The 15,586-nt window shown below is 69.4% G+C and carries 10 protein-coding genes; 7 read left to right on the top strand and 3 right to left on the bottom strand.

The features are described from left to right. The first annotated feature begins 4 nt into the window (after positions 1-4). The 5 genes from ENSA7_RS15940 (at position 5) to ENSA7_RS15960 (ending at position 9,309) form a co-directional block, all read left to right on the top strand. Entirely contained in the window at positions 5-4,030 is a 4,026-nt protein-coding gene (locus tag ENSA7_RS15940; RefSeq protein WP_146157743.1) for a DEAD/DEAH box helicase family protein, read from the top strand. Positions 4,031-4,383: 353 nt separating this feature from the next. Then, on the top strand, positions 4,384-5,313 hold the full coding sequence (locus tag ENSA7_RS15945) for a leucine-rich repeat domain-containing protein (RefSeq protein WP_146157744.1): 930 nt from the start codon (positions 4,384-4,386) through the stop codon (positions 5,311-5,313). A 72-nt stretch (positions 5,314-5,385) separates the two neighbouring features. Then, the gene (locus ENSA7_RS15950) at positions 5,386-7,476 is read left to right on the top strand and encodes a PAS domain-containing sensor histidine kinase (RefSeq protein ID WP_106090149.1); all 2,091 of its coding nucleotides are present in this window, start codon (positions 5,386-5,388) and stop codon (positions 7,474-7,476) included. Positions 7,477-7,538: 62 nt separating this feature from the next. Then, on the top strand, positions 7,539-8,426 hold the full coding sequence (locus tag ENSA7_RS15955) for a DNA-processing protein DprA (RefSeq protein WP_181233781.1): 888 nt from the start codon (positions 7,539-7,541) through the stop codon (positions 8,424-8,426). 55 nt (positions 8,427-8,481) lie between these two features. After that, a complete protein-coding gene (locus ENSA7_RS15960; protein WP_181233782.1) occupies positions 8,482-9,309 on the top strand; it encodes a glycerophosphodiester phosphodiesterase family protein in 828 nt (275 codons plus the stop codon). On the opposite strand, the gene ENSA7_RS15965 is transcribed toward ENSA7_RS15960, so the two are convergent. Together ENSA7_RS15965 and ENSA7_RS15970 are read right to left on the bottom strand one after the other, a co-directional pair. Beyond that, positions 9,278-9,826, bottom strand: coding sequence for a hypothetical protein (locus ENSA7_RS15965; RefSeq protein ID WP_146157745.1), 549 nt, complete (start codon positions 9,824-9,826; stop codon positions 9,278-9,280). The two genes, ENSA7_RS15960 and ENSA7_RS15965, sit on opposite strands and share 32 nt — an antisense overlap. 151 nt (positions 9,827-9,977) lie before the next feature. Beyond that, positions 9,978-11,273, bottom strand: coding sequence for a dipeptidase (locus tag ENSA7_RS15970; RefSeq protein WP_106090153.1), 1,296 nt, complete (start codon positions 11,271-11,273; stop codon positions 9,978-9,980). 50 nt (positions 11,274-11,323) lie between these two features. On the opposite strand from ENSA7_RS15970, the gene ENSA7_RS15975 reads away from it, so the two are divergent. Both ENSA7_RS15975 and ENSA7_RS15980 read left to right on the top strand, forming a co-directional pair. Beyond that, entirely contained in the window at positions 11,324-12,754 is a 1,431-nt protein-coding gene (locus tag ENSA7_RS15975) for a YhjD/YihY/BrkB family envelope integrity protein (protein ID WP_106090154.1), read from the top strand. Positions 12,755-12,965: 211 nt separating this feature from the next. Continuing rightward, positions 12,966-14,243 (top strand): vWA domain-containing protein, encoded by a 1,278-nt coding sequence (locus ENSA7_RS15980; RefSeq protein ID WP_106090155.1) that lies wholly within the window; start codon positions 12,966-12,968, stop codon positions 14,241-14,243. A 147-nt stretch (positions 14,244-14,390) separates the two neighbouring features. Here the strand turns inward: ENSA7_RS15980 and ENSA7_RS15985 are convergent, their stop codons facing one another. Continuing rightward, complete coding sequence (locus ENSA7_RS15985; RefSeq protein WP_106090156.1) at positions 14,391-15,329, bottom strand: vWA domain-containing protein; 939 nt, start codon at positions 15,327-15,329, stop codon at positions 14,391-14,393. Positions 15,330-15,586: the final 257 nt, after the last annotated feature.

The raw sequence follows: 15,586 nt of genomic DNA on the forward strand, positions 1-15,586 counted from the left end.
CGGCGTGGCCACGATGCTCACCATGCTCAGCATGTCCGCGTGGATGTGGCTGGGCTGGGCGCCGCCCGACATACCCGCTGACATCGATCCCGACTCGCTCGACTCACTCGACGCGCTCGAAGACTACGGCTTCGATCCTGGTGACTCACTCGCGGACGGGATCCCCGACAGCCTCGCCGACGCCGAGCGGCAGCTCGCGCCGATGATCGCCGAGTTCCTCGACGCGGGGGCCGCCCGCGTGGTGATGCCGCTGGTTGCGATCGCGCTCGTACTGCTGCTCGCAGGCTTGATCCGCCGCCGCTTCGCCGCCCCGCCCGACGCCCCGAGCCCCGGCCCCGCAGCCGCGGCGGCCTCGCTGGTGTGCGTGGGCGTCTACATGTTTGGTCGCGCGGTCGATCCGCTGTTGGCCTCGCTGATGCGCCGACCGGAGTGGCTCGCCGAGTCCGCGTGGGCACAGATCGGGTGGTTCGAGTGGAAGCTGCTCGGCCGCCCGTGGGCCTGGGGGGCGCTACCGCTGGCCGAGCACCCCGGCCTGGCGATCCTCGTGCACGTGTTCGTGTGGGCGCTGGCGTGGTCGTTGATCCGGTTCGTGCTCGACTGGGTATGGGCGGCCGGGCTGCGCTGGAGCGAGCCGCGAGGCGGGCCATCGCGCGCAAACCAGCTGCCCTGGTACTTCGCGTGGGTCGGCTCCTCGACCACCCGCCGGGCTGATCGCCGCTTTCGTCGTTGGCTGGGACCGATCGTCTGCTTGGTGATCCCGCTTCACCTGCTCGCGGGCATGCGCCTGGCCGAGAACCCGGGCGTGCTCCCAGCCCCCGGCGCGTGGGTGACGGGCGGGCTGTTACTGTGGACGCTGGCGTTTCATCTGCTGGTCGCGGGCCGGCCACCCGCCGCAGACAAGCCCGCCGCTGCCGACGATGACGACCCCGAGGACGAGCAACAGACTCGTCGCATGGCCCCGCTCGCCCGGCTCCACGCGGCCCTCGAGCAGCTGCGGCCCGGCGTGCAGCTCGAGGCCCTCGAGCACCGCGAGCAGGTGCCGGGCCGCCGCGCGGAGTTTCCCGTAGCGATCGCGCCCCTGGTCCGCGAGATCTTCGAGGATCTGACCGGCGAGCAGCGCCCGTGGGCCCACCAAGCCGAGCTGCTCGACCACCTCGGCGAGCTGTGGCGGATGCAGGCGGCCCCCGAGCGCGGCGAGGTCCCCACCCTCGAAGAAGAGCACGCGGCCTCGGTCGTCAGCCAGGCGCACGGCTCGACCCCGCACGCGCTGGTGCTCGCCGCGGAGGGCTCGGGCCGGACCACGCTGACGCTGCTAGCTGCCCTCCACGTGTTCTTTGATCGCGGCGCGACCTCGCTGGTGATCGTCCGCGATCGAGACCAGGCCACGCGCTGGGCCAAGACCCTCGAGCGCGCGCTGCTGGGCTCCTCGGCCCGCTGGAACGTGCTGGTGTGTGTGGCTGGCGAGGATCTCACGCCCGCGCTGGTCGCCGGGCGGACGCCCGCGATCGTGGTCGCCGATCTCGAGGCGTGCGAGGCCGAGGTCCTGTGTGATCCCCGAACCGACGAGCTGTTCGGGCGGCTCGGGCTGATCGTCGCGGACGACGTCGACGGGTTCACGGGCGTGGCCGAGATGCACCTGCAGCTGTGCGTCCGCAGGCTGTGGGCGCTGCTCGATCGTCTGCACCGCGCCCCCTACCCCGCCGCGCTGCTGGCGACCGCGGCGGCCGGCGCCAGCGGCATGGACGCGTGGGCCAAGCACGTGCTCGCCGTGCCGATGCGCCTGTTCGCGGAGGATGCTTCGCCCAGTCGCGCGCGCGTGCTGCTGCGGCGGCGCGATCTCGTCGACGGGCTCGGCGTCGACATCCCGCTGAACGTGCTCGCGCAGGCCTGCGATCGCGCGCAGCTGCCCTGGCACCTGCGCCTGGCCGGCGACGCCGAGCGCCGGGTCAGGCGCGCGGGCTTCGATCTCGGCAACCTTCGTCGCCACCACTGCGACGATCCGCGCGCGGCCGCGATCGTGATCGTCGAGGGCACCTACCCAGACGTGCGCCGCGAGGCCGCGCGCCTGGCCCACGCGGGCGTCGGCCTGGACCCCGAGGCGTTTCCACCTCGCAGCCCGGTGGTCCTGGTGCTCGCGCCACCGGGCGACGAAGAGATGGTGCTGCACGAGGAGGCCGAGGACGCGGTCCACCGTGAGCTGGTCGCCAGCTTGCCCCGCGCCGTGGCGTTGAGCGAGCCGCGGGTGGTTCGCCAGCGCCACTTCGATCGAGCGATCGGGCGCGAGCAGGATCTTCGAGCCCTCCGCGACCGGTTCGGGGGGCGCTTCGTCGATGACACCGTGGCCGGGCTCGGCGACGCGCTGCGGCTGCGCGAGGTCCTCCACATCGATCCGGCGACCGACGATGTCGTGCCCCAGACGTTGCTGCGCGCGGTCAAAGAAGGCGCGCTGGGCCAGCCGATCGACGCCCGCTGCGTCAGCGATCGCAGCTCGCGGGCCGAGGTCGTCGACGCCGGCACCTCCGAGGTGCTGCTGACGATCGACGCCGCGATCGCGCGGGCCGTGTACCCACCCGGCCGGATCTTCTTGCACCCGCGTGGGCGATTCATGATCATCGACGATCAAGCCCAAGGTCCAGGCGCGCGCGAGCTCCGGGCCGAGCAGATCGGCGGGCGCGAGCGGACCACCAATGATCGCAGCGTGACTGTCGAGCTCGAGAGCGCGACCGCCGAGGGCCGGCCGCAGTGGACCGATCGGCAGTTCGGTGGTCGCACGCTGCCGGTCTGGCTCACCCACGCGCAGATCACCGAGTCGCTGCACGGCGTGCGTCGGTTCGCGCCGGGGCCGGTGCTGGTCGATCAACGCATCTACGAGCGACCGCTCGAGGTCCGCTACGGGACCGAGGTGTGCCTGATCGACACGAGCGTCGACACCAGCGTCGACACCAGTCAGCCCCAGCCCGTCCAGTCGCCGACTGACGACGCGCTGATCCCCCTCGCCGCCGCGCTGCGCATGATCATCCCTGGCTACCTGCGCGCGGCGGTCGAGCTGGTCGACGTCGATCTCGTCGACATCGACGGTCGCCGCGCGCTGTGCATCTTCGATCGAACCGCGGGCGGCAGCGGCTTCGCACGCCACGTGTGCGAGCGCGGGCTTCGGGACCTGCTCGAGCTCGCCCGCCTGGCGCTCGAGCGCTGCGTCGGGCCCGAGTTCGCGCGCATGCGTCACATCCACGACCGAGCGCCGCGCTCGGATCTCAGCCGCTGGCGGGTCGGCGAGGCGCTCGCTTGGCTCGACGCGGTGCTCGACGCCCCGCCGCCCCGCCACACCGACGAGGCCGAGCCCGAGCTCGGGGGTCCACGCGTCGAGTTCACGCCGGGTGAGGGCGTCGGGGATCTCGGCCGACTGTGGATCTCGCGGACCGGCCGGACCGACGATCTGGTCTGGACCCGGCACAGCTGGTGGTCGCCGATCCCGATCGCCGGCCATCCCCGCGGCAAGCTCAATTTCGACGTCGCCGTCGAGCGCCCCGCGATCGCTGCCGCCCGCCGGCGGGCGATCGCCGTCGCCGGCCAGCTGGTCCTGCGATCCGAGCGCCTGGACCACGGCTCGAGCGAGGCTCACGAGCACATGCTCGAGGCCGATCGCGGCGACCTCGAGCCGATCCGCAGCACGCTCGCGCGGCTGTGCGGCGACGCGCTGGTCGAGACAGTGCTCGCGCTGGTCGCGGCGATCCCGATCAGCCCGCGACCGATGACCGTCGCCGACCGTGGCCCGCTCGCCGTGCTCGCCCGTCGCCGGGCCGACCTCGACGCCAAGCTCCTGCTCGCCTGCGCGCTGCTGCCCAGCTCGACCAGCGCGAGCATCGTGACCGGGCCCGAGGACCAGGCGTGGATCAGGGTCGACCACGGCCACCGCGAGGGCGACCCCGCGAGCGTGAAGACCTGGGCGCTCGACGGGCCGCGACCTGTACTGGTCGATGAAGAGCCGGCTCGTCGGGCGACGATGGTTTTGGATCTGCGAGAAGAGTAGTTCGCGTGACCCGAGCTGATACCAGCCCGCTGCCCCCTGGTGAACCGGTCCAGCAATCGCGCCTGCAAGTGGGCCAGAAGCCTGGCCCAAGCTGATAACACCCCGCTACCCCCCGGTGAACCGGTCCAGCAATCGCGCCTGCAAGTGGGCCAGAAGCCTGGCCCAAGCTGATAACGGTCTTGATGCAACGATCATCGCCAGGCTGCGTTGCCCAACGAGCCGGCCCCACGTGGGCACCCACCAACATGCGACACCACCCACGTCTCGCCGTCTCGTTGCTCCCCCTCATCTGCGCTGCGTGTGTGGCGGGCTCCGACGCTGGCGCCTCTGCATCTACATCGCCGGGGGTCCCGGTGGCTCAGTTGCAGCTGGCCCAAGCGAGCGCCGACCACCAGTCCGAGGCTGCCCCGCGCGAGCCGAGCCAGCCGAGTCCGCCGAGCCAGCTGATCACGGTCGTCCCCCTGACCCAACCGGATGTGCTGCAAATCGACGGCTTCGCGCCGGCCAAGACCGACGCGCCGCTGGTGGCCGCGGCGGTCGACCTCGATCACTACCAGCTCGGCGGGCCCTCGATCACCAAGATCCCGCTCGGCGCCAGCCAGGACACGATCGTCGCCGCGCTCGCGGAGGTCGACGGGCTGCGCAACCTCAACCTGGGCGGCACCCAGATCGTCGACCTGCAGCACATCGCCAAGCTGCAGGCGGTCGAGCACCTGATCTTGTGGGACACGTACGTGGTCGACCTCGCCCCGATCCGCGGGTTCGACAAGCTCTCGACCCTCGACATCCGCGGGACTGGGGTCCAGGATCTCGACCCGATCGCGCGCGCGGTCGACATGACGCAGCTGCTGGCGAGTGAGACCAACGTCGCTGACATCTCCGCGCTGACCAAGCTCGACAAGCTCGAGGTCATCGATCTCGCCGACACCAGCGTTCGGGATCTGGCGCCGCTGCGCAACCTCGAGCAGCTCCGGGTCCTGCGCCTGGACCACACCAAAGTGACGAGCGTCCGCTCGCTCGCGAGTCTGCCGCGGCTCGAGGTCCTCTCGCTCGACGGCACCGGCGTGCGCGACGTTCGCCCCCTGCTGGGTCTCACGCGGCTCGACACGCTGTCACTGGCGAACACGCCGCTCGTGGACATCGAGCCGCTCGCCGCCATGCAACAGCTGCGCACCCTCGATCTGCGCGGCACACGGGCCAGCGCGAAACAGATCGCGGATCTCGAGGGCGCGATGCCGTTCACGCTGGTGCTCGATGACGCCTGGAAGCGCGAGAAGGACTGAGCACAGAGGCGCGCGTTTCATGGCACCATCGGGTGGTCGCGCGCGTGCGCGCGGCGAGTCCTCGCCACCCTCATGAGCGCGCTCGACCCTCAACGCATCCTCGCGGCGATCCAGGTCGTACACGATCGCTTCGTGTCCGATCGCAACGACACCGCCCGCGGCGAGGTGCTCGCGGCCGCGCTGACCGGGGTCCTCGAGCTGACCGACAGCGCGATCGGCTTCATCGCCCGGATCCGCACGATCAGCACCGGATCGGTGCTGAGCCCCGAGTGCGTGCTGGCAATTGACACTCAGCGCCATGCCAAGGTCGTCAAGTGGCTGCAAGATACGCTCGCGGCCGGGGCCACCGGCGAGACCATCCCGCGCCCGCTCGCGAACCTGGCCCGCACGACCGAGCCGCTGCTGTTGGACTACGAGCCGCGCCTGCCGGCGCTCGACAACCTGATGGCGATCCCGCTGTCCCGCCACGGGCGACGCTGGCAGCCGGTTGCGATCCTCGCCGTCGCCAACCGGCCGGGCGGCTTCCACTCGAACCTCGTCGCTCCGCTCGCGCCGCTGCTCAGCGCCTGCGGGACCGTGCTCAAGGCCTACGAAGACGCCGACGAGCGGGCCGCCCGCGAGGCCGAGCTCGAGCGATCCGAGCAACGGTTTCGCACCTTCATGGATGCCTCGCCGTGCATCGCCTACATCACGGATCCCGAGCGTCGGGTGGTCTGGGCCAGCCGCGCGTTCGCCCAGCAATTTCAGATCGACGTCAACGCCGCGATCGGTCGGGCCGAGGATGATCTGCTGCCGGGCGGGATGGCGGCGCGCACGGGCGTGATCCACGAGCAGGCCCGGGTGGCCGATGGGTTCGTCGACATGCTCGAGCCGATCGTCGATGCCAACGGCGCGGTCCACTGGTGGCAGGGCGCCAAGTTTCCGATCGACGGGGCCGCGGGCGAGCGCCTGGTCGGCAGCCTGGCCCTCGATGTGTCCGACAACGTGCGGATGACCGAGACCCTGCGCGAGCGCGAGGCCGCGCTCGCCGAGTCGCAGGAGCTCGCGCGCCTGGGCCGATGGAACTGGGTGCTCGAGACCAACAAGCTGACCTGGGACTCGCAGTTCGAGCGGCTGTGCGGGCGCCCCAGCGGCGACGCGATGGGCATCGAGGATCTGCTCGACCTCCTGCACCCCGACGACATCGCCCCGACCCGCCGCGCGCTCGACAAGCTGATCGACGACGAGGCCCGGCTCAACCTCGAGCACCGGCTGCTGGTCGACGGGGAGATCCGCGAGCTGTTCGTCGTGGCTCGGGTCCGGCGCGAGCTCGAAGAGGGCGCGGTCGTGCTCGGCGTGGCCCAGGACGTCAGCGATCGGCGCAAGCTCGAGCGCTCGCGCCGAGAGCTCGACAGCAAGGCCCGCAAGTTCGAGAGCTTGTCGGTGCTCACCGGCGGCATGGCCCACGAGTTCAGCAGCTTGCTGGCCGGGATCCTGGGCAACGCCGGGATCGCCCTCGACGACATGGATCACGAGAGCCTCGCGGCGGTGTGCGTGCAAGACATCGAAGCGGCGGCCGAGCGCGCGACCGAGCTGACCCAGCAGATGTTGGCGTTCTCGGGCCGCGGTCAATTTGTCCCCGAGGAATTCGAGCTCAGCTCGCTGATCACCGACTTCGCCGAGGTCCTCCACGCTGCGATCTCCGAGTCGGTCAGCATCCGTCTGTCCCTGCACCCGGATCTGCCCGAGATCGAGGCGGATCGGGCCCAGCTGCGCCAGCTGATCATGAACCTGGTCGTCAACGGATCCGAGGCGATCGGTCCGGTCGCGGGCGAGCTGACGCTGTCGACCGGCGTCGACGAATTCGGCCCGGAGCTGCTGGCGACCCTGGTCGAGCGGCCCGAATTCGGGCCAGGCACGTACGTGTGGCTCGAGCTGCGCGACACCGGGTCGGGCATGGATCACGCCACCCAAGCGCGGATCTTCGAGCCCTTCTTCTCGACCAAGCTGGCCGGCCGCGGGCTCGGGCTGCCGGCGGTGCGCGGGATCGTCCGCAGCCACGGGGGCGGGATCCTGGTCGAGAGCGCCCCTGGGGCGGGTGCTCGCTTTCGTGTGTTGCTGCCGCCCGCGCGCATTGCAGCAGCGGCGCAGAGCAGCGAGCGCTGGAGCCGAAACGCGACATAGGGGTTGTTTTTAAACCAGCCCGAGCGCTGCAAACTCGGCTTGGGCGGGCCGATGGGGAGGGTGTGGAACCGATCGACCAGCCCTGTCTGTCTCTCACTGGAATTCAGCTCGGGCTCCCAGGTGCCCGCCGCAAGCCGCTCGAGCTCGTTGGGGCGCTGCCAGCGGGGCCGCGGTTGGCGGTGGTGGGGAGTCGAGCGGCGCATCGCCACGTGCTGCGGGCGCTAGGGCCGATCGTCGAGGCCGCGGGGCTGCGCGGGTGGGCGTTGATATCTGGGGGCGCGCTTGGGATCGACGGCGGGGCGCATCGGGCCGCGCTCGAGCGGGGGATCCCGCAGCTCGCGGTGCTGCCGTGTGGGCGCGATCGCGTGTACCCGCCCAACCACGCGCGCTTGTTCGGTGGGATGGTCGCGTCGGACTGTGCGGGGTTGTTGTTCGCGCATCCGCCGGGAACCGAGACCAACCGCGAGATGTTTGCGTCGCGCAACGCGATCGTCGTGGGGCTCGCCGACGCGGTGTTGGTCGCAGAGGCCGGGCTGCGCTCGGGCTCGCGCGGGACCGGGCTGTTGGGTCTGCGCAAGGGTGTGCCCGTCGCGGTGCTGAGCGGATCCGCAGGGTGTGGCGCGCTGATCGGGGCGGGGGCCCGCGCGCTCGGAGAAGCCCCGCTCGACAGCGATCCCGAGCGACTTCGAGCGCTCGGGTGCAGCGTCGGCGCGTGGCTCGACGAGCTCGGCGGAGCGCCCCCAAGCGCAGCCGATCCGATCACCAGCTGGCCCGCGCACCTGGCCTGGCTGGCCCAGTTGCTCGACGCTGCGGGGCCCGCGGGCGCCACGATCGACGCGATGCCCGACCCGATCCAGGCCGCCGTGGCCCTGTGTGAGGCCGAGCTGCTCGGCCTGGTCTGCGAGGCCGCAGCCGGACGGTGGTTCGCGCTTGGCCAGCGCCCCTCGTAGCGCGCCCCTGATCGTCGCTTGTCGGATCGCCAGCCACAGAGGACAACCACCCCGCGTGCCCCTGCCCTACTTTCAGTCGCGCGGGCTCGCCTGCCTCGCGCACCGGGGCGGGGCAGCCTCGCACCCCGAGAACACCCTCGAGGCGTTCCGCGCCGGGCTCGACGCTGGCTGCCCGTGGCTCGAGACCGATCTACACATGACCTGCGACGGCCACATCGTGTGCTTTCACGATGCGCTGCTGCAGCGCACGACCAACGGACACGGTGAGCTCCGGCAGCTCACGCTCGCGCAGCTGCGGCGGCTCGACGCTGGCTACCACTTCACCCTCGACGGCCACAGCTACCCGTTTCGCGGCCAGGGCGTGACGATCCCGACCCTCGAGGAGGTCGTCGGGCTCGACGCCGAGGTCCGCGTGAACCTCGATATCAAGCAGGCCAAGCCGCCGATCGTCGCGGCGCTGTGGCAGCAGATCGAGACCCTGGGGATCCACGATCGGGTCCTGGTCGGCAGCGAGGACCTCGTGTCGCTGCGCGCGTTTCGTCGACTCGCGCGTGGCACGGTCGTGACCTCGGCCTGCACCGCGGAGGTGTTCGCGTTCTGGCTGGCGGCGCGCGCCAAGCTGAGCGCCAGGGTCCCGATCGACTACGACGCGCTGCAGGTCCCCGTCAGCCACGGCAGCCTGCGGGTCGTCACCGCCGAGTTCGTGCGGGCGGCCCACCAGCGCGGCCTGCAGGTCCACGTGTGGACGATCGACGAGCCCGAGCAGATGCGCTGGCTGATCCGGCTGGGCGTCGACGGGATCGTGACGGACCACCCCAGGCGGCTCGCGCGACTGGCCCGCGAGCTCGGGGTCACGCCCACGACGGCGCGTACGCAGCCGTGACCGTGTACGGCGGCAGCAGGTTGAGCCGCTCGAAGTCGAGGCCGAGCCCCGCGACGAGCACCAACAGATCGTCGATCGGCAGCTGCGAGCCCCGAAACGCGGCCTCGATCGCCAGCGGCACGCCGATCTCTTCGCGCTCGTCCTCGCAGACCGCGACCGCCCGCCGCTGGCCGCCCGGCTCGTGGACCGCGAACGCCCGCATGCCCGGATCGGGCTCGCCGTGCAGCACGACCACACGGGTGCCCCGACGGTTGGCCAGCGCCGACCAGCGCTCGCTGGGCAGCAGCGCCAGGCACCCCGACTCGTCGGCGATCACGGTCCAGCCCTGATCGCGGCAGTGGCGGAGAAACTCGCGCTGGGGCCAGCGCTCGCGCTCGTCCTCGACGAGCCCGAGGACAGCGATCCCGGGCACTGGTTGACCGACGACCGCGCAGTCGCGGTAGCCGACGTCGGCGTAGATGGCCTCGACCTCGGCGTCATCGAGATCGCCCTGAATCATCACTAGACTCAATTGCATGCGCGCCTGGTGGGATTCGACCACGACGCCGCCGATCGCCGCAAAGATCCGACGCAAACTGGCGTGACGAGAAGCGCAGCGTGACCCGACGTACAGTAGTCGCGCTCCTGACAACGGTTCGCAAGCGGGTCAGAAGCCTGACCCGAGCTGATTAGAACCGGGCCGCATGGTCCTCGACCGCTTGCCAGACGCGCAGCACGTTGCCCGAGCAGATCTTCTCGATCTCGGCCTCGGTGTAGCCGCGCCTGAGCAGCTCGGCGAGCAAGTTGGGGTACATCGAGACGTCCTTCAGGCGATCGGGCAGCGTGTCGCCGACCCCGTCGAAGTCGGAGCCCAGCCCGACGTGGTCGACGCCCGCGAGGCTGACGACGTGATCGATGTGATCGGCGACCACGCCGACGTCGACCCGCGGCAGCGGGTGCGCGGCCCGGTACGCCTCGATCAGTCGCTCGCCCTCTGGCGCCGTCCTGTCGGTCTGGTGGGCCTCGAGCAGGGCCGCGAGCTCGGCTTCGCTGGCCTGCTCGGCGTCGCGATAGGCCGCGTCGAGGAACCCGCTGCCAAAATTGATCTGGATGACGCCGCCGTGCTCGGCGAGCGCCACGATCATCTCGTCGCTCATGTTGCGCTCGAACCCGGGCGTGAACTTTCGGCACGAGGAGTGCGACGCGATCGCCGGCGCCGCGCTGAGCTCCATGATCTGCCAGAAGCTGTCGTCGGACACGTGCGAGACGTCGATCATGATCCCGAGCCGGTTCATCTCGACCACGACCTCGCGGCCGAACGGGCTCAGGCCCGCGTGGGTGTGGGCCTGGTCGTACGACGAGTCACAGATGTGGTTGTCCTTGGCGTGGGTCAGCGTGATGTAGCGGATCCCTCGCTCGTGAAAGTGGCGGAGGTTGGCCAGCTCCCCCTCGATCGGCGCGCCGTTCTCCATGCCCATCGCCAGTGAGATCAGCCCGCGCTCGAAGTTGCTGCGGACCTGGGCCGGCGTCACGGCCAGCGCAAATTTGTCGGGGTGATCAGTGGCCAGCCCGACCACGAAGTCGATGTTCTGGTCGGCGAAGGCCTTGCTCTTGCCAGGCTCGGCCTCGAACGCCGAGGGCGTGTAGATCGACATGAACGGCGCATCCAGGCCGCCCGCGCGGGCCCGGGCGTAGTCGAAGTCCCCGTCGTCGGCGTGGTCGTGCACGGGCGGCACCGCCAGGCCCTCACGCACGGCCCCGGCCACCCGGATCGGCACGTCGACGTGGCCATCGAGGATCACGAACCGGTGCGCGAGCGCGTCGGCCTGGGCCTGGTAGTCGACCGACGCCGACGCCGACGCCGACGCCGACGCCGACGTCGACGGCGTGTCGGCGGCCGGAGTCGAGGTCGGCGAGCTGGGCTCGCAGGCGATCGCGGCCACCAGCGTGGTCGTCAGCAGCAGTACGAGCGGGGGCCGTCGCATGCCCAGACTCTCGCACAGGTCGCGAGCGACTGTTCTACACTCGGCCGCGCGTGGATCCGCTGAACCCCCAGAACCTTCGCGCCCAGCTCGCGCGCGCCCAGCACTGGTTGATCCCGACCGAGCCCGAGCACGACCCGAGCCCGAGCCGGCGCGTCTGGCTGCTGGCCGTGTACACGATCCGGCGCTGGCTGTTCGCGGATCGCTGCTCGGCGCTGGCCTCGAGCCTGGCCTTGCAGACGCTGCTGTCGGTGGTCCCCAGCGTCGGGGTGGTACTGTTCTTCATCGGCAAGCTCGACCCGAGCTTCGGCACCCAGTTCGTCCAGCAGATCGCCTACGCGCTGGGCCCCGACATGGATCGCGCGGGTGAGCTCGCCGATGGCCTGGTCAGTCTGGCCTCGGGTGTCAACATTCAGGAGCTGGGCCGCTGGGGTCTGCTGGTCGTGATCGTGCTGGCGTTCCTGCTGTTCTCGACGCTCGAGAAGACCGTCAACGAGATCTGGCGAGTGTCCCGCTCGCGCACGCTGGTCGCCAAGTTCACGATGTTCTACACGCTCGCCAGCCTCGGCCCGATCGTGGTGTTCTACAGCCTCGCGCAGCCGGTGCTGTCGCGGATCGGATCACTGGCGATCACCCCGGTCGTGACCAGCGGCATCGGCCTGATCCTGCTCAACCGGTTCTTGCCCAACCAGACCGTACGCTGGCGGGCGGCGGCGATCGGCGGGCTGTTGTCGGCCGCGCTGTTCGAGTTTGGCAAGATCGCGTTCGGCCGGTACCTGAGCATGGTCGCTATCCACACCTACGAGGGCATCTACGGCTCGCTGGCGATCCTCCCGGTGTTCGTGGTCTGGGCCTACCTCAGCTGGATGATCGTGCTGCTCGGCACCGAGATCACCTTCGTGGTCCACCACCTCAGCTCGGTCGCGCGCGAGGGCTACGTACAGCCAAACTACCGGGTTCAGCGACGGCTGCTGCCCTCGCCTGGGCGGACGGCAGCGCGGCTGTTGCTGGCGATCGCCGACAACTACGATCGACGCTCGGAGACCATGCGCCTGAGCACCGATCCCGATGAAGAGGCCGAAAACACCGTCTCGCTGGGGATGACCGTCGACGCGCTCAATGAGCGGTTCGACATCGGGCTCGCGCCGATCGTGGCGATCACGGATCAGCTCGAGCGCGCGGGTCTAATTGTCGCGCTTGGTAACGACCAGGGCTACGTACCTGGGCTCCCACTCGAGCAGATCACCCTCGCGATGATCCTGCACATGTTCGATGGCGGCGGCATGAAATCAGCCCGCGCCGACGTCCTCACCGAGCAGTTCGCGGCGCTCGACGAGCAGCAACAAAAGCGGATCGGCGACCTGCACTTCCGCGAGCTCATCGACATGGAGCGAGCCAGGCGTGAGGGCCACCCCCACGATCGTCGCCGCGGTCGGGGTCGGGTGGTACACGGGCCCACCCCCACCTCCGATCGGCCCGAGTGAGACTGAACGAGTGACGGCCCCCACAGTGTGGTCGGTCGTGAAGGCATCGCTCGCCAGCGCCCGCTTCGTTCGAGCTGATGTGAGTGACGAAATTTGTCACCGCGAAGCCGCGCCGACAGGTGCGAGATCGAGCAGTCCCGAAATGTGGGTATTTTCCGACCCAGAATTGAGGACATTTCGATCGAGACCAATAACCTGTAGTCTATGACCCATGGTTCAACTTCGTGGTCGACCCCGGTTTCCCGTCTCTCTGAGCTTGCTCGCCGCGCTGAGCTTGACCTTCGCGTGTGGCGACAGCGGCTCGAGCGACGGCGAGGACAGCACTTCGAGTGACGAGACCGCAAGCAGCGGTGATGGTGACGGTGACCTGACCACGGAGGCCGGCACCAACGATCAGGGTGACGGCGACGGCGACGGTGATGGTGACGGCGATCCGGGCGACGGCGATGGCGACGGCGACTCCGGCGATGGCGATCCGGGCGATGGCGACCCGGGTGACGGCGACGGCGACGGCGACTCCGGCGACGGCGACGGCGATGGCGACGGCGACGGCGACTCCGGAGATGGCGACGGCGACGAGGCTTGTCAGGAGTTCGCTGGCGAGGTCGCCCCGATCCCGCCCGACGTGATGTTCCTGCTCGACCGATCGGGCTCGATGATGGACGTCGGCTTCGACATCAACGACCCCAACAAGACCCGGTGGCAAGCGCTCTACGAGGCCGTCGAGGCCGTCGTGGGTGGCGGGGCCGATTCCCAGATCGCGTTCGGAGCCAAGACCTTCTCGACCCAGGGCTTCGGCGCGTGCGGGGTCTCGGTCAACCCCGACGTCCCGATCGCGATCGACAACGCCAACGTGCTCCTGGCCAACATCCCCGGCCCCATGGCGGTCGTCAACGGCGGCACGCCGACGGTGCTCGGCATCACCAACACGATGGCCTACATGGAGCAGTACGAGTCTCAAGGTGGCGCCAAGTTCATCTTCCTGATCACCGACGGCCGGATCGGCTGCACCGACGACAACGCCCCCGATCCCGATCAGGCCGCCCTCGACGAGGCCGTCGCCACGCTCGAGGCCGGGCTCATGAACGGCGTGACCACCTACGTCGTCGGCATCGCCCCGTCGATGTTCGGCCCCACGCTGATGCAGATGGAGGCCATGGCGATCGCCGGCGGCGCGCCCAAGGCCGGGCTCGAGAAGTTCTACCGAGCCGACGACGCCGACATGCTGGCACAAGCGCTCGAGGCCGTCGTCGAGGACTCCTACGGCTCTAGCTGCTTCCTCGATCTGTTGGAGCCCCCGTTCTTCCCGGACTACACGAAGGTCGTGATCGGCGACAACATCTACGAGCTCGTCGACGACTGCGAGAGCGAGAACGGCTTCATCTACACCAACATGGAGTACAGCCAGATCGAGGTGTGCGGAGCGGCCTGCGACGACCTCGGGATCGAGCAGTCGGCCGAGGTGCAGTACTACTGCAACCCAGGCTGACCCCGGAGCATCAGCTCGGGCGAGGCTCCTCGCCCGCTTGCATGCGCCTCTGGATACCGGAGCGCCCGTTGGCAGCGAACTGAACGGAACGTGGTGACGGGTCTCGTGCCGATACGGCACGAGCCCCCCGCCCACGCACGACGTCGCTCAATCCACGACGAAGTTGTCGCACGCTACGTCGATGATCTCGATCGCCTGGTCGAAGATCGGAGCGAAGTCCGGGATACAGATGTCAGCCATGAACCCGTTGGCGCCGAACATCGTGGTGAAGTCGGCGATGCTCTGCGCGGTGTCGTTCAAGCCGCAGTTGCCACCGGGCGTGTTGATCAGCGACACGACCACCACGTTCTCGGGGATCCCTGCCTTGGCGTCGACGACATCTTGGAACCAAGTCACGGGGGATCCCTGCGAGCTCAGATCCGGCTCGTCCGTGATGACGATGATGACCAACAGGGCGTCGTCGCGGATGAAGCCCTCGTTGCACTCGTCGACCCCGCCATAGAGACCGCTGACGGCGTTGACCATGGCTTGCATCGGTCGCTCGGCGGCCGAGCCACCGCTGCCGACCTGCGCGGCGCAGCTGAACTTGGCGCCAAGATCATCCATCTCGGTCATGTAGTTGGTGTCTTCGATGTACGGGCCACATGTCGAGTTGCTCGAGTCGGACCCGCCGGTCTTCACCACCAGCGATCCGAGCAACTGGCAGCCCGCGACATTGGGGACGTAATCATCCGTCGTGGTCACGCCCACGTGGATGGTGTCGACGCTGTCCAGGGTATTCTCAATGCCGTTAATGAACGCGGGAAAGTTGGAGATGAGCGCAATCTGTTCATCGAACATGCTCCCCGAGTTGTCGATGACGAACAAGAAGTCGACCATGCCGCACGAGGTGTCGTAAAAGGGCGAGTCGGGCACGGGGTGAAGGTCGAAGTTGATGCCCGGACCAGCGCCGCCGCCGTCGTCGTCGTCGCCGCTCTCGGTCTCGGTCTCGTCCGAGCTCTCGGGGTCGCCCGTCGTGCCGCTCATCGAGCCGCCCGGGGCGTCAGTGGTCTCCGAGTCGTCTAGTCCGGTCGCATCGCCTTGCATACCCGGCGGTCCGGTGGTGGTGTCCATGACACCGTCCCCGGCCGGTGTTTGGTCCCTGACACCTGCGTTACCGCAGGCGAGGGCCGGCAAGACGAGCGCGAGCGCGACGGAATGTAGCGAAGCAGCGTGACACATGATGAGCAGACAATCGGAGCGTTCATGGAGGCTCGCGGGCGTCCCCTCCCACCGTTGTTCAGGGTCCGTTGCCGAGCGAAGTCTACTCCGACTCTGCCCAAGGGCACGCGGGTCGCCTCCCT

Origin of the sequence: Enhygromyxa salina (genome assembly GCF_002994635.1) — a bacterium.
Taxonomy (GTDB): domain Bacteria; phylum Myxococcota_A; class Polyangia; order Nannocystales; family Nannocystaceae; genus Plesiocystis; species Plesiocystis salina_B.